Genomic DNA, 18525 nt, shown 5'->3' on the forward strand with positions numbered 1-18525 from the left:
TATGAGCGCAGAAACAATCAATGGGGCACGCATTGTCCTTGAAACATTGCATCGCTTAGGCGTAACCGATATGTTCGGTTATCCAGGTGGCGCAGTAATCCCAATTTATGATGAAATTTATAGCTTCCCTGAAATTAAACATTACTTCGTCCGTCATGAACAAGGTGCAGCTCATGCGGCAGATGGCTATGCTCGCGTATCTGGTCGCGTAGGTGTATGTCTTGCTACGTCTGGTCCTGGCGCAACGAATCTTGTAACAGGTATTATGACTGCGTACATGGATTCCGTACCTATGGTGGCCATTACTGGTCAGGTTGGTCGGCCCTTTATCGGTAAGGACTCCTTTCAAGAGGCGGATATCCAAGGCATTACGATGCCTATAACCAAGCATAACTATCTTGTTCAAGATATTCATGATTTGCCTCGCATCATTAAAGAGGCGTACTTTATTGCTGGTACAGGTCGTCCAGGCCCTGTACTCATCGATATTCCTAAGGATATTCAAACCGAAAAAATATCCATGGCGGAATACAACAAATTGTACGAAGTACCTATTCATCTTGAAGGCTATGATCCAACCTATAAAGGTCATCAAGGTCAAATCAAAAAAGCAGCTACTCTCATCAAAAATGCAAAGCGCCCACTTATCATTGCTGGGGCAGGCGTATTGAAGTCTGGTGCTATGGATGAGCTTAAAGAATTAGCTGAAAAGGCTCAAATCCCTGTGACGAATACATTAGTTGGCCTTGGTGGCTTCCCGGGAGATCACGAATTGGCCCTTGGTATGGTTGGTATGCACGGTTCTGTTGCAGCCAATAATAGTACAGATGAGGCAGACCTTGTTATTGCTGCAGGCATTCGTTTCCATGACCGCATCACAGGCCATCCAGACTTCTTCTGTAAAAAAGCTAAAATCATCCATATCGATATTGACCCAGCTGAAATTGATAAGAATGTTACAATCAATGTGCCTATCGTAGGGGATCTAAAACAGGTATTAACGGAGCTTAATGCTCTTGTAGAACCTACAACGCATGAAGCGTGGCTTGAGCAAATTCGAGAATGGCAAGTGGAATACCCTATGGTGATACCTGAGTCTAAAAATGGTGTATTGCATGCACAATATGTGTTATCTGAACTTAACAAAATTGCCAAGGATGATGCCATAATCGTAAGTGATGTAGGTCAACATCAAATGTGGGCAGCTCAATTCTTAACTCATAAAAAACCTCATACTATCGTTACCTCTGGCGGTGCGGGTACCATGGGGTATGGCTTGCCGGCGGCTATCGGTGCTCAAGTAGGGGCGCCTAAGAAACAAGTTATCCTCGTTGTCGGTGATGGCGGGTTCCAAATGACTTGTGAAGAGCTCATGATGGTTCGCCAATATAATTTGCCAATTAAGATTATTATCATTAACAATGGTTATCTTGGTATGGTTCGCCAATGGCAAGAAATTTTTAATGATAGACGCTATTCCTATGTAGATTTGGAAGTGAGTCCAAACTTTTTGAAACTCGCAGATGCATTTGACTTAAAAGCAGCTCGTCTAGATAGTGTTGAAACTTTCAACAAAGAATTTAAATCATACATTACATCGGATGAAAGCATTGTCTTGGATTGTCGCGTTGAACGAGAGGATAATGTATTGCCAATGATCCCAGCAGGCGGCACGATAAGCGGTATGATGGGTAAGAAAGGGGTGCTATAATGGCAAAAGAACATCAAGTCTTAATCATTGCGAAAAATGCACCAGGTATTGGTACACGTATCTTGGCACTCTTTAACCGTCGTGGCTTTAACGTTACAAAAATGACATCTGGCATTACAAATCAGCCAGGTTATGCACGTATTACTATTACTGTAGAGGCCGATGACCGAATTCTTGATCAAGTGCAAAAACAAATCTACAAGCTCATCGATGTTGTTAAGGTTAAAGTGTTTGATGATCATGATGTGGTATGCCGTGAGTTAATGCTTATCAAGGTAAAAGCATCTGCTTCCACAAGATCACAAATTGTACAGATTGCCGATGTATATCGTGGTAATGTGTTAGATATTTCTCCTACATCTATGATCATTGAAGTCATTGGCAGTGTAGAAAAATTACGCGGCTTCATTCAAATTATGGAAACCTATGGTATTCTTGAAATTGCCAAAACAGGTATCACCGCTATGAGCCGTGGAGAAAAAATGTAGGAGCTGATAACGTGGGGCGTGAATTACTCCATTATGAAAATGTCTGCTTTCGCCGTGATGGTAGACCTATTTTAGATAATGTAAATTGGCATATAGAGGAAGGTGAACATTGGGCTTTGTTAGGGCTTAATGGGGCCGGTAAATCAACGCTACTCAGCATGCTACCGGCTTATCAAATTCCTACAACGGGCACTTTGCGTGTGTTTGGTAAGGAGTTTGGCAAATATGCGTGGCCTAAAATCAAGTCTAGACTAGGATTTGTCAGTTCTGCTCTTGGACAATTTCAGTCAACCTTGGATAAACAAGTCGTTGAAGATATTGTTATTTCTGGTGTGTTTAGTAGCATTGGTATATACCAAGAGGTAGCACCTGAGGTCCATCAACGAGGGATACAACTACTATCTGAATTTGGATTAGGCTATTTGGAAGGGCATCGTTTTCACACCTTATCTGCTGGTGAGCAGCGTCGTGTATTGTTAGCGCGGTCTATTATGGCAAATCCGGAATTATTGATTTTGGATGAGCCTTGCTCTGGCTTGGACTTACCAGCGAGGGAGCAGTTTTTATGCACCGTATCTACCTTGGTAGCGGAGCAGCAGACGCCGATTATCTATGTGTCACATCAAATTGAAGAGATACTACCGTTTATTACTCATGTAGCTATCCTGCGAGAGGGCAAGATGGTTCATGCAGGACCTAAACACGAGATACTAACCGATGATATTTTATCTGATGTCTTTGGTCTTTCCGTACAAGTTGTATGGAAGGATGATCGTCCATGGGTGATAGTTCGGTAGTTATCAAATTTCTTTATCAGAGGCTTAAAACTTGGCTTACTGATACTAAATTAATGTACGCCACATCTTGCAAAAATTTGTTAGATTGTGTACAGTATATATAATCTATATTCTATTGAATATGTTTGGAGGTTGTCTAATATGGCAGGTAAAATTTTAGGTACTACAGTTTATTATGATGCAGATTGTAATTTGAGCAAATTGGAAGGCAAAAAAATTACAGTGTTAGGTTACGGTTCCCAAGGTCATGCTCATGCATTGAACTTGAAAGAAAATGGTATGGACGTGACAATTGGTCTTCGCGGTGGTTCTTCTAGCTGGAAAGCTGCTGAAGAAGCAGGTCTTACAGTAAAAGAAACTGCAGAAGCCGTTAAAGGCGCTGATATCGTTATGGTATTGATTCCAGACGAATTGCAAGCAGACGTATATGCACAAGATATTGCTCCAAACTTGAAACAAGGTGCGTACTTGGCATTCGCTCATGGCTTTAACATTCACTTTGGTAAAATCGTACCTCGTGAAGATATCAATGTATTCATGGTAGCTCCTAAAGGTCCTGGTCATTTAGTTCGTCGTACATACCAAGAAGGCTCCGGTGTTCCTTGCTTGTACGCAGTAGAAAAAGACCCATCTGGCGATACTGAAGAAGTGGCATTAGCATGGGCTTCTGGTATCGGTGGTGGCCGTTCCGGTATTTTGGAAACTAACTTCAAATCCGAAACTGAAACTGACCTCTTTGGTGAACAAGCTGTATTGTGCGGTGGTGTTACTGAGTTGATCAAAACTGGTTTTGAAGTATTAACTGAAGCTGGTTATGAACCTGTTAACGCTTACTTCGAATGCTTACATGAAATGAAATTGATCGTAGATCTTATCTACGAAGGCGGTTTCCAAAAAATGCGCCATTCCATTTCCAACACTGCTGAATACGGCGATTACTATGCAGGTCCTCGCGTAATCACTGCAAATACTAAAAAAGCTATGGAACAAATCTTGGCGGATATTCAATCTGGTAAATTTGCTGATGAATTCTTAGCAGATTCCAAAAATGGTCAAAAATTCCTTAAAGAACATCGCGAAGCAGCTGCTAATCATCCAATTGAACCAGTTGGCGCAGAACTTCGCAACTTGATGAGCTGGTTAAAATAAGAGTATTATTTAGGTAATCTTTTGTGAGATTATATGCTTATTAAAAGCGACCCCGTAAGGGGTCGCTATTTTTTATCTTTTCTTACATTATTTTGGGCCATCTTGACGATTACATCGAAAATATTGGAATCAAATATGGTATAATAAAAAGTAATATTTGAAAGGAGTGTAGCATGGATTTTTACACATTAGCCTATGTTGAAAGTCAGGCTGTAATAGGTCAAACTTGGGGCTTTATTATAATTGTAGCTGTTCTGTTAGCATTACTCATTTTGGGAGTACAAGTATTGCGAAATGGTTTTACTAGTCGCTATCGTGACCTGATGATTATATTGTCTTTAATCGTAGTGTTCTTCTTAGGGCTTGAATACCAAGAGTATAATCGGATGAAAACCTATTCTGAGGACTCCTCTCGTATGGCTCAATTTTTACATTCTTTTAGTTCAGATCGTTCCGTACCGAGCGACCAATTGGCGGTTAACTCCTTAAAGATTCGTAATGGTATGATTTTAAAAGTAAGTGATGCTTACTATGAGGTTCAATTTAATCCAGAATTTTCAACCTATACTATTACACGTGTTTATAAGGTAAGTCCTATAGATCGAATTCATGATAAAGCGGACACATTACCATAAGGAGGACCACATATGACAGAAGCTATGGCCGTCTATGGGATGGTCTTTGCAAAACTCGCCATCGGTCTCTTGGCGATTATTCTACAAATCAATTTAATGGGTAAGGGCAATTTAGCCCCAACCTCTGCTTTAGACCAATTGCAAAACTACGTACTTGGTGGTATTATCGGTGCCATTATTTACAATGATCAAATTGGCATTTTACAGTTTATGTTAGTTCTTATTTTATGGACTATCCTCGTAATGACTCTTAAGTTTTTAAAAGGGAATCTTCGTATTTTTAAAGCAATTCTTGATGGTCATCCAGTTATAGTAATCGAAAAAGGTCATATTCTAACAGAAGAATGTATGCGTTATGGTATACAAGCGGCTGAACTTAAATTAAAACTTCGTGCTGCCGGTGTTCAATATGTTACGGATGTTAAGCGTGCCGTATTGGAGCAAAACGGTCAGCTCAACGTGGTTCAATTCGGTGAAGATAATATTCGATTTGACCTTATCGATGATGGTCAAATTAATCAGTTTACCCTCGATGTAATTGAAAAAGATAGAGATTGGCTTGAACAAGAAATCCAAGCTCAAGGATACTCTGTTAAGGACATATATATTGCAGAATATAAAGATGAAAAAGTTGTTGTATATCCTTATGAAAGAAAACATCGCCCACAAATTGTAAGCACTCTTAAAAGTAAGACCGCTCATACTAAGGATAAATTGAAATCTAAATTGTAATATCTATTGGTTTTTTATTATAGGCGAAATTAGTATTATGTAATTTTATAGATGTACAAATGATATGTAAAGTGTTATTAAGCCCACTATTCGTAGTGGGCTTATATAGAAAGGAAATTAGTGAATCGTAAAGATTTAATTGATCGATTACAAGAATTATATAAAGATGAAGACAGTCGGGTAACAGTAAATCCTCATGCAGGGCAAAAAGTAGCTATCGTTTATCCGAATACATACTTTGTGGGCATGAGTAATCTTGGACTTCATATCATTTATGAGGAAATCAATTTACGAAATGATAGCGTCTGCGAACGAATCTTCTTGCCTGAGAAAAAGGAATTAGAAGCTTACGATAAGACTAAGACTCCGCTTATGAGCGTTGAAACACAAAGGCCTATGCATCAATTTGATGTAGTTGCTTTTGATGTCACCTTTGAAATGGATTATTTCCATATTCCTTTGATGTTGCGCCATGGCCGTGTACCTATCATGGGAAAAGACCGTACCGAATTTGACCCTATCGTTATTGCAGGGGGCCCTTGTGCGACCTTTAACCCTGAGCCTTTTGCCGACTTTATCGATGCTTTTATCATCGGTGAAGGGGAAGGTATCGTCAGTCGCGTACTAGATATCATTCGAGATGGAAAAATGGAAGGCTTGGATCGTCACGCTATTTTACGTCAATTAGCGGATGTATCGGGTGTTTACGTACCATCCCTGTATGTGCCGATTTACAATGAAGATGGTGAATTTAAAGGCTATGATATTGCTGAGGGCGTGCCTAAAACGATCAAACGTCACTTTGAAATGCTCACTAGCGGTGGTGAAACGGTAGTAGCTACGAACTATACTGAATTTGGTGCTATGTATATCATCGAAGTAGCCCGTGGTTGTGGTCGGCACTGTCGCTTCTGTATGGCTGGATATTGCTTCCGCGTACCGCGTGTACGTCCTTTGGACATTTTGAAAGAAGGCGTAGAGCGCGCAGAAAAGCTAGGTAAAAAGGTAGGCCTCATGGGTGCCGCTATTTCAGATTATCCTGAGGTAGACGAACTAGTTAATTATATTCGCTCTAAAGATATGCGCTACTCTTGTGCATCCTTGCGGGCTGACTCATTAACGCAAGCCGTGGTGGATGGACTGGCGGATAGTGGACAAAAGACGATTACCATTGCCCCAGAAACGGGTAGTGAACGGTTGCGTCGCGTCATTAATAAGGGTATCAGTGAAGAGCATTTACAAAATGCAGCCACCTTATCTGCAAAGTCAGGTATTCAGCATATGCGCTTATATATTATGATTGGGCTGCCAACGGAAACCAATGAAGACATTGAGGCTATTGTAGGTCTTGCGGAGAGAACGCAGGCTCATATGGAAAAAGTAGGCTGTAAAGGTCGTTTAACGCTCAGTATCAATCCCTTTATTCCGAAACCTTTTACACCGTTCCAATGGATGGCCATGGATAACCAAAAAGCAGTGGAGAAAAAGCTGCAATATATAAAGAAAGCATTGCAAAAGAATCGCCGTATTGAGGTTCTCGTAGAGTCGCCTAAAGAGGCGTATATACAAGGGGTTCTCGCTCGTGGGGATCGTCGCTTAGGCGCTGTCATTGCAGCATGTGCAGCCGATCGGGGCAGTAAATCTTTTAAGTCCGAAATGAAGGCTGCTGGCCTGGATATGGATAATATGAATTATCGTGAACGCAGTTTTGATGAATTCTTGCCATGGAGCCATTTAGATATGGGCATGCAGGAGGGCTATCTTGAAATGGAATGGAAACGATCTATCGATGAAGCATATACCCCTCCATGTGCAGCAGGTTGTAAACGCTGTGGCGTTTGTAAATAGGAGGAACAGATGAATCAATCTGTAAAACGTATAGATGTGAAAGGCCCTCATGGAACATGGTCTTATGAGGCGCCAAGCTGGGTTGATCGATTTCCCATTGTTATGGGCGATACCTATCGTCATGGTGGTGTATCTAAAGTCCCTTATGAATCATTAAACCTAGCGTTTCATGTAGGGGATGAAGCTCAAAGCGTACGAGAAAATCGAGCTATTGTTGCGAAATATTTAGGTGTTGAACCAAATCGTATTTCTTGTGGCAATCAAGTCCATGGTTTAAAGGCTGTAGAAATCACAGAAGACCTTGTTGGGGCAGGTGCTTTTGGAGAAGATACGGCCATCGATGATTGTGATGCGGTATTTACAAATCTACCGCATGTGCCATTATTTCTGTTCACAGCAGACTGCGTTGGCGTAGGTATTTACGATGCTAAACATCATGCGATTGCTACGGCGCATGCAGGTTGGCGTGGTGCCATTGGCCGCTTATCAGTACTTACTATTGAGGCCATGAAAGAGTCTTATGGGACCGAGTTCAAAGATTGCTATATATATCTTGGGCCTAGTATTGGCCCAGAGTCCTTTGAAGTAGATATAGAACTAGGTAAACGCTTTGAATTAGCCTGGAGAGATATGACAGACCGAGATGCATCTGATGTTGTCAATTATCCTGGTGATAAATTAGACAAGGCTTATATCAATTTATGGAACTTTATTGGTGAGGATCTCATTGTAAATGGAGTTCCTTCAGAGAATATCACGATTGGTGGTACCGATAGTGTAACGGAAGTAGACTGTTATTCCTATCGTCGAGAGGCAGGCCTAACAGGTCGCATGGCCTTATTTGCGATGTTACAAGACCGATAAAATTCGACTTTCACAGGAATCATAATAAAGTATGATATTTTATGTATATACATGCTTGAATTTGTGGAGGGGATAAGCCTTAAATCATGTACATTTGACCTTAAATACTATATAATAGAATAGTCTATACAAATATATTTGATGATTATGATATATAGATTGAAGGGGGCATTCACGTGATTGAAGAATCCCTACACGCTATACAGCAGCGCATGGCCGATGCTATGGCGCGTGTTGGTCGCGTAGATACAGCATTATTAGTGGCGGTTACAAAGAACCACCCTGTGTCGGCTGTAGAAGAGGTCGCACGGCTCGGTGTCACTCATGTAGGAGAAAATCGAGTACAAGAGGCCAAAGAAAAGCAGCTAACCTATAAGGGGCCACAATTAACATGGCATTTGATTGGTCATTTACAGGTCAATAAGGTGCGCCAAGCGGTTCCTATGTTTGATTTAATTCATTCTGTGGATAGCCGTAAATTATTAGATGAAATCGAAAAGGTTGCTGCAAAGCACGATAAAATACAAGATGTATTACTGCAAGTCAATGTGGCCCGCGAAGCTTCTAAAACGGGAATGGCCGTTGAAGAGTTTCCGGAAATACGAGATTATGCAAAAACATTGCCTCATGTACGCGTGCGGGGCTTGATGTGTATGGCGCCATTTTTCGATGATCCACAGGAAGCTCGTCCAATCTTTCGCGTAGCGAATGCCTTGTTTGAGGATATGAAACGCTACTTTGAAGAAGGGCAGATTCAATATTTATCTATGGGGATGACTCATGACTTTGAGGTCGCTTTGGAAGAAGGGGCTAACATCGTTCGTGTAGGCACAGCAATTTTTGGGGAACGTGTATATTATTAAGGTTCGGGTTACCTGATAATCGGAAGCGTTAATTGTATTAGGAGGAAATCCAAATGGCATTGGGAGATTATTTAGACAAAGCAAAAAACTTATTCTTAGGCAGAACTGATGATGACTATGAATATGATGATTACGAATACGAAGATGAAGAGGAATACGAAGCTGAACCTACCCCAGTAGCAACAGCGGCTCCCGTGTCCGGCGCATCTGAATTTCATCCACGCAAGGTAGGAGGCCAATCTACGATGACACAACGTCCAACAGCTATGAAAGTAGTTGTAATTGAACCAAAAGTATTTGAAGACTCTGAAAATATTACACATCAATTGCGCGACATGCGTCCTGTATTGATTAATTTTGAAAATACAGACCCTCATGAAGCAGCTCGTATTGTAGATTTCGTATCTGGTGCGACCTATGCATTGGATGGCAAATTGGAAAAAGTAGGTAAAGACATTTTCATGTGTGTACCTGTAAATATTTCCATTGATTATAATGACAATGAAAGCAACACAACTGAGCAAAACGAATATTCTTGGGAAAACAAATAATCTCTCTATAAATGGTGGTGATAACTATGTTAGGTAAAACCCTATGTATAGGCGTTGGCTCAATGGGGGGCGCTCTATTGCGCGGTGCATTACAGCATGGTGTGTTGAAAGCCTGTGATACACACATTCTAGTGCGTCGCGAAGAACAATGTAAGGCTCTTGCAGAGGAGCTTGGTGTAGTGGGTTTTACTACATTGCCTAATGTAAACGAGTACAACACTATTCTATTGGCTGTGAAACCACAAGTGTTACCATCTGTGTTAGAGACTTTAAAAGAAGTACCTTATGGGACTGTTATGATTTCTGTTGCCGCAGGCGTCACATTAGATACTCTTGATGCGGCGATTCCACAAGCTAACTGGTTTAGAGCTATGCCAAATACACCGGCTTCTATCGGTGCTGGCATGACGGCACTTGCTGGAGATGATGTGAATACTGACCTAGGTCGTACTGTACAAGCCTTATTTGAGGCTGTAGGTGAGGTAGCAGTGGTGAGCGAAGCCGATTTAGATCGCTTAGGCGCACTATCTGGCGCGGGCCCTGGCTATATGTTTGTTATCCTTGATGCTTTAGCTGATGCAGGCGTTCGTATTGGTTTACCACGTCAGCTAGCCATAAAGGCAGCTGCTCAAACAATGTACGGTGCAGGTAAGATGGCTCTTGAAAGTGGCAATCATCCATCAGTACTACGAGATCAAGTGACCAGCCCTGGGGGCACTACCATTGCCGGTATTGGTGCCATGGAAAAAGGTGGACTTCGCAGTGCTCTCCAAGACGGCGTAGTAGCATGTCTTGCTCGGTCGAATGAATTGGGGAAATAATTTTGGCAGATACTAGTAAATTAATTCGATATTTTGAAGCCAGTGGCAGTGGTGAGGAAGCTCGTCGCATGCTTGACTTGGCTGAGCAGGTTGTTAAAGGTCGCCCCTATCGCGTGGCGGATTTTACGAGCCCTGCAGGTCTTGTCATTGCAGACGCAATCAAGGCTAACTACCCACAGATTATCGTTAAGACCGATGGTGGCTATGAAGGGGCGGAACGTATCCGTATCGCCTTTGTAGATAGCGACTTTAACGGTACCGTGGACATGGGCATTCGCGCCCTTAAGGTAAATTGGGACCCACGGTTCCGATTGCTTACCCATCGCGATGTGCTGGGCTCCTTGATGGGCCTTGGCATTGATCGCTCCAAATTTGGGGACGTTATCGTCCAGCAAGGGGGCGCTCAGATTATGGTGGATGAAAGCGTGGCTGATTTCGTAATTCAAAACTTTACGAAAATTGCTATGGTTTCTGTATCTGTAGAGGCTATTGAGTTATCAGATATTGCACCAAAAGAAGAAAAAATTAAAGAAGTCCGCACTACAGTCGCTTCCTTGCGCTTAGATGCGGTAGCAAGTTCTGGATTTAGTGTATCTCGCACTAAATTGGTGAGTGCTATCAATGCGGGCTTATTACAAGTAAACTGGCAACCAGCTAAGGGGGCATCCCAAGAAGTTAAAGAAGGGGATGTCATTTCCATGCGCGGTCGTGGCCGAATGAAGGTAGAAGCCATTACAGGTACCTCTCGTAAAGGGCGTATCGGCGTATATCTGAAACGATTTATGTAGGCAGTTGAAAATCGGCTTGACCATCAAGCCGATTTTTTTATATATAGTAGGACAGCCATGGTATCTATAACATTTCAACCTACAACTGAAGATATAATCCTATTCGTAGGCGGCGGAGAAGTAGCGGAACGACGGATGCAGCTTTTTATTGAGGAGCCTTGCCAAATTGTCGTTATCGCTCCTGCTGTAACGGATACGATTAGCCAATGGGCAAAAGAAAATCGCATCACATGGTGGGACCGTGCTTTCACCAGTGATGATGAACAATTCATCATAACGAGCAGTTTGTTCTTTATCTGCACAGATAATCATAAATTGAACGATTCGTTGCATGCACTTGGCAAAAAGCATCGCGTGTGGACCAACCGCAGTGATGACCCTGGGGCGTGTAGGTTTACCATACCTTCATCACTTGAGCTAGGCGATCTTCGTATTGCTATTAGCGCCAATAATGTAGGCCCTCGTATTAATCGTCTCGTACGACAAGATATGATGAATCGTTATGGTCAGTTGCAAAAGGCTATGCCTAGACTTAAAATATTTAGAGAAGAAGTAAAGTTACTGCTTCCTACTCCAGAGGCTCGACAGAAATTTTGGCGAGACAATCTGACGGTAGAAACATTTGAAGCCATTCTCAAGGGAGAGTGGACGATTATAGAGGAGAAACTTAACCATGCAATTAGTGGTATTAGGTCTAAATCATAGAAGTGCCGCTGTAGAGGTGCGTGAACGTTTCTCGTTTGATAAAGACGAGGTAGTTGCCGCACTAAACCGCCTCTATGAATTTGACTGTATCTCAGAATGCGTTATATTATCCACCTGTAATAGAACGGAAATTTATGCTGCTTTAGAAGGCGTAGAATTTCCAAAGGATTACATGTTGGCAGTGTTAAAAGATTTAAAAGGGGCAGATTATATTGATGCAGATGCATTCTTCTTCTACGAAGAACGGGACTGTATTGAACATCTATTCCGTGTGTCTGCTAGCCTTGATTCCCTTGTGTTGGGGGAAGGTCAAATCTTGAGCCAATTAAAAGGAGCCTATATTCAAGCTTATAGCGCAGGCTGTACGGGCACAATATTTAATATTTTATTCCAACGTGCTATTGGGGTTGGTAAAAAGGTGCGTACCAATACGGGCATTGCAAATACGCCTGTATCCGTTAGTTACACCGCTGTTAACCTAGCTGAGGATAGCTTAGATAAGCCATTATCTGAAGCTACGGTACTCATTTTAGGGGCAGGTACTATGAGCGAGTTGACGGCTACACATTTACAAGCGAAGGGTGTAAAAACGATTTTCGTATCTAATAGAACCTTTGCTAAGGCTGAAATGTTAGCGGAACGCTTTAATGGTAAAGCTGTTAAGCTCGATAACTTTGTAGACTATGCTAAAGATGCGGATATTCTTATCACATCTACAGGGGCACCACATTATATTATTACGGAACGAGAAGCCAAGAAAATTACGACTCTTCGTAAAGGTGAACCTATCGTTATGATCGATATAGCGGTGCCTCGCGATATCGACCCTGCGGTGGCAGACTTGGACGGTATTTATCTATTTAATATTGATTCTCTTGAAAGTGTAGTAGAAGAAAATAAGGCGCAGCGCGAAGAGGAAGCTCGTCGGGCAGAACCTATTATTCACGATGCTATTGAAGAGCTATTGGATAAATTAAGCTATTTAACAGTGCGTCCGATGATGGCATTGCTTACAGAAAAAGCGGAGCGTATTCGCCGTCGTGAATTACATCGCGCATTAGCTAAATTACCAGATATTTCCGATAAAGAGCGCCGTGTTATGGACTCGATGAGTCGCATGATCATTCGCAAAATGTTGCGTGAACCGATGATTCACTTCAACGAAATTGCTGGTACGGAGGAAGAAGGTCTGTACTGGGACTTATTCAAAGATATGTTTAATCTTGAGAAAGAAGGCTAATGCCATGAGAGATCATATTCGAATCGGCACGCGAAAAAGTGCCCTTGCCCTATGGCAGGCTGAACATATTAGTGCAGAATTACAACGTCTGTACCCCAATATTACGGTAGAGCTAGTTCACTTTAATACAAAGGGTGACCGTATCCTAGAGAAACCACTGGCTCAAGTTGGTGGTAAAGGTTTATTTACTGCTGAGCTAGAAGAGGCTATGCATAAAGGCGATATCGATATCGCCGTACATAGCTTAAAGGATATGCCTACAGAGTTGCCAGAAGGCCTCACTCTTGGGGCTATTTCTGCTCGTGAAGTGCCTTATGATGCGCTGGTGAGTCCCGTGTATAAAACACTAGACAAATTGCCACAAGGAGCTCGCGTTGGTACCAGCAGTTTACGCCGGCAAGCGCAGTTACTGCATGCTCGACCTGACCTAAAGGTAGAGGTTATTCGCGGTAATGTACAGACTCGTTTGAGCAAGATCGAAACGGAAAAGTTAGATGGTGTTATCTTGGCTCAAGCAGGGCTTAAACGATTAGGTTTAGAAGACCAAATCACACAAGTCTTCAAGGCTGATGAAATGATTCCTGCCGTAGGTCAAGGGGCTCTCGCTATTGAGTGCCGCGCCGACGATGCGGAAATGCTTGATATGTTGGCTCCTATCAACGATGAAGCAACGCGCTATGCCGTTGAAGGGGAACGCAGTTTCTTGCGTCAACTAAACGGTGGTTGCCAAGTGCCAATGGGCGTGCATGGTACTATCAATAAAGGACAATTAACCCTGAAAGCCATGATTGCATCCCTCGATGGAAAAACTGTGTACGAAGGGGAAATCTCTGGCCCTGCTAAAAAGGGAGAAATCCTTGGAAAAAACCTTGCAAAAGCTTTATACGAAGAAGGGGGCAAACGCATTGTGGATGCTCTCATAGAGGAAGGAATTATAAAATGACAGGTATGGTATATCTAATTGGTGCGGGCCCTGGCGATGTTAAACTTATCACTGTAAAAGGTCGTGAATGCATCGAAAAGGCAGATGTAATTGTATATGATTATTTAGCGGATGCTCATCTGTTAGAATGGGCACGTCCAGATGCTGAATTGATTTACGCTGGTAAGCAATGTAAAGATCACACAATGCATCAATGGGAAATCAATGAGCTTTTAGTACAAAAGGGTAAAGAAGGCAAAATTGTAGCGCGTTTAAAAGGCGGGGATCCGCTCGTATTTGGTCGTGGCGGTGAAGAAGCGATGGCTCTTGGTGAAGCCGGTGTACCATTTGAATTCGTGCCAGGCGTAACATCTCCTATCGCAGCGCCTGCTTATGCGGGTATTCCTGTAACACAACGCGCTATGGCTACATCCTTTGCGGTTGTAACAGGTCATGAGGATCCTACAAAAGCAGTATCTGGCATTCATTGGGAAGGCCTTGCTACGGCGGTAGATACACTTTGCTTTGTAATGGGTGTCGGCAACTTGCCTGTCATTGCCGAAAAATTGATGGCTCATGGCCGGGCAGCCTCTACACCAGTAGCGCTTGTTCGATGGGGCACAAAAGCAGTACAAGAGGTATTAGTTTCTACCCTTGAACATGTCGTTGAAGATGTAGCAAAGGCTCAATTAAAAGCGCCAGCTATTATCGTAGTAGGCGATGTAGTCAACCTTCGTGAAAAATTACAATGGTTCGATAATAAACCTTTATTCGGGAAAACCGTTGTAGTCACACGCGCTCGCTCCCAAGCAAGTGCATTCCGTGAGAAATTAGCGGCGCAAGGCGCTAATGTAGTGGAAGCAGCCGCAATTAAAACATCTCCATTGGAATTGTTTGAGGAAGATAAACGTATCATCAATAATACAAAACAATACCAATGCATCGTATTCACATCTGGTGAAGGGGTTCGCTACTTCTTCGATGCTCTATATAAAGAAGGCAAAGATACACGTGCGTTAGGCAATTCTAAGGTGGCAGCTATCGGCTGTGCTACGGCTCGTGAACTTCATAAATATGGCATCGTACCAGACATCATTCCTGTAGATTACAAGGCAGAATCTGCTGTAGAGGCACTAGAAGAAGAACTCAGTGCAGGGGATTCCGTATTGTTGATTCAACCAAAGGTAGCACGGGATGTAATTCCACGCTGCTTGCGTCATCGCGATATGGATGTAGATATCTTGCGTTTGTATGAAACGACACAAGATACATCTCAACAAGAAGCATTAGTAACAGCGTTAACAGAAGGCAATGTAGATTACATTACCTTCACAAGTTCTTCTACTGTAACAAATACAATCCAATTATTGGGCGACAATGCACTAGAGCTATTAGGCAATACTAAAGTGGCTTGCATCGGTCCAATTACGGCTGCTACGGCTATGAGTGCAGGTCTTAAACCGGCTATCATCAGTGATGTATATACAACTGATGGCTTAGTAAACGCTATTGTAAAAGATATTTAGGAGGATTACATGTACGATTTAACATACCGTCCTCGCCGCTTGCGTATCAATCCAGAAATGCGAGATTTGGTACGCGAAACGACACTCGACGTAACTGATTTGATTTATCCATTATTTATTGTGCCTGGTGAAGGTATCAAAAAGGAAATCGACACATTGCCAGGTCAATATCACTTGTCTGTTGATGAAGCTGTGAAAGTAGCGCAAGAGGTATATAATCTTGGTATTCTTGGCGTAGAAATCTTCGGTATTCCTACATACAAGGACGAACAAGGTTCCTCTGCATGGGATATGTCCCAACCAGTACAACAAGCTATCAAAGCCATCCGTGCAGCGGTGCCAAACCTATTGGTCGTAGCTGATGTGTGCTTATGCCAATATACTACGACAGGGCATTGTGGCATGATTGATGACCATGAAATCTTGAACGATGAAACATTGCCTTTGCTTTGTAAAGTTGCGGTAAGCCAAGCGGAAGCAGGTGCGCATATGGTGGCTCCATCCGACATGATGGACGGCCGTGTAGGTGCTATTCGTGAAGCCCTTGATGCGGCAGGCTATACCAATGTATCCATCATGAGCTATGCAGCAAAATACGCATCTGCTTACTATGGTCCGTTCCGCGGTGCTGTTAATTCTGCGCCAAAATTTGGTGACCGCAAATCTTATCAAATGGATCCAGCGAATCGCTTGGAAGCTTTCAGAGAAATCGAACTCGACATCGCTGAAGGTGCAGATATTATCATGATTAAACCGGCCTTGTCCTACTTGGACATCGTTCGTGAAACGCGTGACCGCTATGAATTGCCGGTTGCAGTATACAATGTATCTGGCGAGTATGCGATGGTAAAATCCGCTGCAGCGGCTGGTCTTATCGATGAAGAACGCCTCGTTATGGAAACAATGCTTTCCATGAAGCGTGCTGGTGCTAAAATCATCATTACGTACCATGCCTTAGATATTGCTAAATGGTTACAACAATAAGGAGGAACTATGTTCCAACTCGGTAAATCTGAAAAGGCCTTTAACGAGGCTAAACGTTATATGCCAGGCGGCGTAAATAGCCCTGTTCGCTCCTATCGCAGCGTAGGATCTAACCCTCCGTTTATCAGCAGTGCCAGCGGCAGCCGTATTTATGATATCGATAACAACGAATATATCGACTATGTGTTGAGCTGGGGACCTATGATCTTGGGCCATGCGAACCCTGAAGTCATCGCGAGCCTGCAAGAGGCTATTCCTCGCGGTACTAGCTACGGTGCACCTACACTATTAGAAACAGAATTGGCTAAAAAGATACAAGCCTTCATGCCATCTATGGAGGTTATCCGCCTCGTAAACTCTGGTACAGAGGCTACCATGAGTGCATTGCGCGTAGCTCGTGGCTATACTGGTCGCGATCGCATCGTAAAATTTGTAGGCTGTTACCATGGTCATAGTGATGCGCTCCTGGTGAAAGCTGGCTCTGGCCTTGCTACCTTTGGCGTGCCGGATAGCCCTGGCGTTCCTCAAGGCGTAGCAGAGAATACCATAACATTGCCGTACAATGATTCTGAAGCGGTTCGTAAATTATTCGACGATATGGGCGATACCATTGCGGCTATCATCGTGGAACCTGTAGCAGGTAATATGGGCTGTGTGCCTCCAGTACCAGGTTTCCTCGAAACCTTGCGCGAAGTGACTAAAGCTCACGGCGCTGCATTGATCTTCGACGAAGTTATGTGCGGTTTTCGTGCTAGCAGCGGCGGTGCTCAAAAACGTTACAAGATTAAACCAGACCTCACATGCCTTGGAAAAATCGTTGGCGGTGGCATGCCACTCGCTGTATTCGGTGGATCTCGTGAGATTATGAACCAAATTGCACCAGCTGGTCCTATCTACCAAGCTGGTACATTGAGTGGTAACCCAATTGCCGTTACCTCTGGTTTGGCAACGCTTTCCATTCTGCAACGTGATTCAACGGTATTTAAACAAGTAGAAGATACGACGATTGCCCTTTGCGAAGGCTTTGAAAGATTGGCGGCACAATACAATGTGCCTGTTGTAGTACAGCGTGTAGGCTCTATGTTCACCATCTTCTTCACTGACAAACCAGTTAAGAACTTTGATGATGCGGCAGCTTGCAACGAAGAACAATTCAAAATGTTCTTCCACCATAACTTGAGCCATGGTATTTACTATGCGCCAAGTCCTTATGAAAGTAATTTCGTATCTATCTGCCACAAGAGTAGTGAAGTGGAACGCACATTAGCCGTTGCTGATGAAGCTTTCAAAAAAATCAGTGATACATTATTATAAAAGTATATAGTTTGTAGTTGTTTATGTATCGATACAGGTGATGAACATGCAGTTTTACAAGAACTTAAAGCGTGCTCGCGTGCGCATGGGCAAAAGCCAAATCGAAGTAGCAAAGGCCGTAGGTATCAGTAATGCGGCGCTTTCAAATTACGAAACAGGGTATCGCGAACCAGATTTAGATACACTCTGTGCCTTGTCTCGCTATTATGGATTGACCTTGGATGAGCTGTTGGATGTAAATGGAGAAGAACACGAGCCCATCTATGATCTTAGTCCTGTACTAAAAAATAAATACATCGCCTATAAAGGTGATGTATTCGAGTTGAAAGACTCACAAAAACGTGCGCTCTTGCGTGAGCTAGATAATTTATTTACTAAATTTGAGAAATCAAAAGTAGAAGATAAAGACAGCAAGCCAAAAACGTACAAACATGGGAACCCACATATCAATCGGGCTGGACTAGCTAGCAGTGCTGGTAGCTTAGTGGCAAGACGGAATATAAAGTAGTTTAATATACTACCTTGTAGATTGAGGGTATTCCTTAACTTGCACAATTTAAAACAAAAGCACCATCTATTTGGGGAGC

19 protein-coding genes are annotated in these 18525 nt (G+C 42.8%); all 19 read left to right on the plus strand.

Annotated elements, in window-relative coordinates:
* Position 1: 1 nt before the first annotated feature.
* The 19 genes from ilvB to HMPREF1865_RS07195 all read left to right on the plus strand — a co-directional run bounded on the left by ilvB (position 2) and on the right by HMPREF1865_RS07195 (position 18446).
* On the plus strand, positions 2-1711 hold the full coding sequence (gene ilvB, locus HMPREF1865_RS07105; protein WP_060919671.1) for a biosynthetic-type acetolactate synthase large subunit: 1710 nt from the start codon (positions 2-4) through the stop codon (positions 1709-1711).
* Entirely contained in the window at positions 1711-2199 is a 489-nt protein-coding gene (ilvN, locus tag HMPREF1865_RS07110) for an acetolactate synthase small subunit (protein WP_004696811.1), read from the plus strand. Before ilvB ends, ilvN begins: the two co-directional genes overlap by 1 nt.
* Positions 2200-2210: 11 nt before the next feature.
* Entirely contained in the window at positions 2211-2996 is a 786-nt protein-coding gene (locus HMPREF1865_RS07115; RefSeq protein WP_060919672.1) for an ABC transporter ATP-binding protein, read from the plus strand.
* 141 nt (positions 2997-3137) lie between these two features.
* Entirely contained in the window at positions 3138-4145 is a 1008-nt protein-coding gene (gene ilvC, locus HMPREF1865_RS07120; protein WP_060919673.1) for a ketol-acid reductoisomerase, read from the plus strand.
* A 173-nt stretch (positions 4146-4318) separates the two neighbouring features.
* Positions 4319-4780 (plus strand): DUF3290 family protein, encoded by a 462-nt coding sequence (locus HMPREF1865_RS07125; protein ID WP_021148487.1) that lies wholly within the window; start codon positions 4319-4321, stop codon positions 4778-4780.
* A 12-nt stretch (positions 4781-4792) separates the two neighbouring features.
* Positions 4793-5512, plus strand: a complete 720-nt coding sequence (locus HMPREF1865_RS07130) for a DUF421 domain-containing protein (protein ID WP_021148486.1) — start codon at positions 4793-4795, stop codon at positions 5510-5512.
* 120 nt (positions 5513-5632) lie between these two features.
* Positions 5633-7360 carry a TIGR03960 family B12-binding radical SAM protein gene (locus HMPREF1865_RS07135; RefSeq protein WP_060919674.1) on the plus strand — a complete coding sequence of 576 codons (1728 nt, stop codon included), beginning with the start codon at positions 5633-5635 and terminating at the stop codon, positions 7358-7360.
* Positions 7361-7369: 9 nt separating this feature from the next.
* On the plus strand, positions 7370-8224 hold the full coding sequence (locus HMPREF1865_RS07140; RefSeq protein WP_060919675.1) for a purine nucleoside phosphorylase YfiH/LACC1 family protein: 855 nt from the start codon (positions 7370-7372) through the stop codon (positions 8222-8224).
* A 176-nt stretch (positions 8225-8400) separates the two neighbouring features.
* A complete protein-coding gene (locus HMPREF1865_RS07145; protein ID WP_060919676.1) occupies positions 8401-9087 on the plus strand; it encodes a YggS family pyridoxal phosphate-dependent enzyme in 687 nt (228 codons plus the stop codon).
* 53 nt (positions 9088-9140) lie between these two features.
* Positions 9141-9638 (plus strand): cell division protein SepF, encoded by a 498-nt coding sequence (locus HMPREF1865_RS07150; protein WP_004695224.1) that lies wholly within the window; start codon positions 9141-9143, stop codon positions 9636-9638.
* A 26-nt stretch (positions 9639-9664) separates the two neighbouring features.
* On the plus strand, positions 9665-10459 hold the full coding sequence (gene proC / locus HMPREF1865_RS07155; protein ID WP_060919677.1) for a pyrroline-5-carboxylate reductase: 795 nt from the start codon (positions 9665-9667) through the stop codon (positions 10457-10459).
* A 2-nt stretch (positions 10460-10461) separates the two neighbouring features.
* Positions 10462-11247 (plus strand): YlmH family RNA-binding protein, encoded by a 786-nt coding sequence (locus HMPREF1865_RS07160; RefSeq protein ID WP_060919678.1) that lies wholly within the window; start codon positions 10462-10464, stop codon positions 11245-11247.
* Positions 11248-11304: 57 nt separating this feature from the next.
* Positions 11305-11952 carry a precorrin-2 dehydrogenase/sirohydrochlorin ferrochelatase family protein gene (locus tag HMPREF1865_RS07165; protein WP_060919679.1) on the plus strand — a complete coding sequence of 216 codons (648 nt, stop codon included), beginning with the start codon at positions 11305-11307 and terminating at the stop codon, positions 11950-11952.
* Entirely contained in the window at positions 11921-13192 is a 1272-nt protein-coding gene (gene hemA, locus HMPREF1865_RS07170; RefSeq protein ID WP_004696829.1) for a glutamyl-tRNA reductase, read from the plus strand. Before HMPREF1865_RS07165 ends, hemA begins: the two co-directional genes overlap by 32 nt.
* 4 nt (positions 13193-13196) lie before the next feature.
* Entirely contained in the window at positions 13197-14135 is a 939-nt protein-coding gene (gene hemC, locus HMPREF1865_RS07175) for a hydroxymethylbilane synthase (protein ID WP_039965270.1), read from the plus strand.
* Positions 14132-15640: a uroporphyrinogen-III C-methyltransferase gene (gene cobA, locus HMPREF1865_RS07180; protein ID WP_060919680.1), complete on the plus strand. Its 1509-nt coding sequence runs from the start codon at positions 14132-14134 to the stop codon at positions 15638-15640. Before hemC ends, cobA begins: the two co-directional genes overlap by 4 nt.
* Before the next feature lie 9 nt (positions 15641-15649).
* Complete coding sequence (hemB, locus tag HMPREF1865_RS07185; protein WP_004695239.1) at positions 15650-16624, plus strand: porphobilinogen synthase; 975 nt, start codon at positions 15650-15652, stop codon at positions 16622-16624.
* A gap of 9 nt (positions 16625-16633) precedes the next feature.
* Complete coding sequence (gene hemL, locus HMPREF1865_RS07190) at positions 16634-17938, plus strand: glutamate-1-semialdehyde 2,1-aminomutase (protein ID WP_060919681.1); 1305 nt, start codon at positions 16634-16636, stop codon at positions 17936-17938.
* A gap of 46 nt (positions 17939-17984) precedes the next feature.
* Positions 17985-18446: a helix-turn-helix domain-containing protein gene (locus tag HMPREF1865_RS07195; protein WP_060919682.1), complete on the plus strand. Its 462-nt coding sequence runs from the start codon at positions 17985-17987 to the stop codon at positions 18444-18446.
* The last annotated feature ends 79 nt before the right edge of the window (positions 18447-18525 follow it).

This window comes from Veillonella parvula (genome assembly GCF_001553335.1).
Taxonomy (GTDB): domain Bacteria; phylum Bacillota; class Negativicutes; order Veillonellales; family Veillonellaceae; genus Veillonella; species Veillonella parvula_S.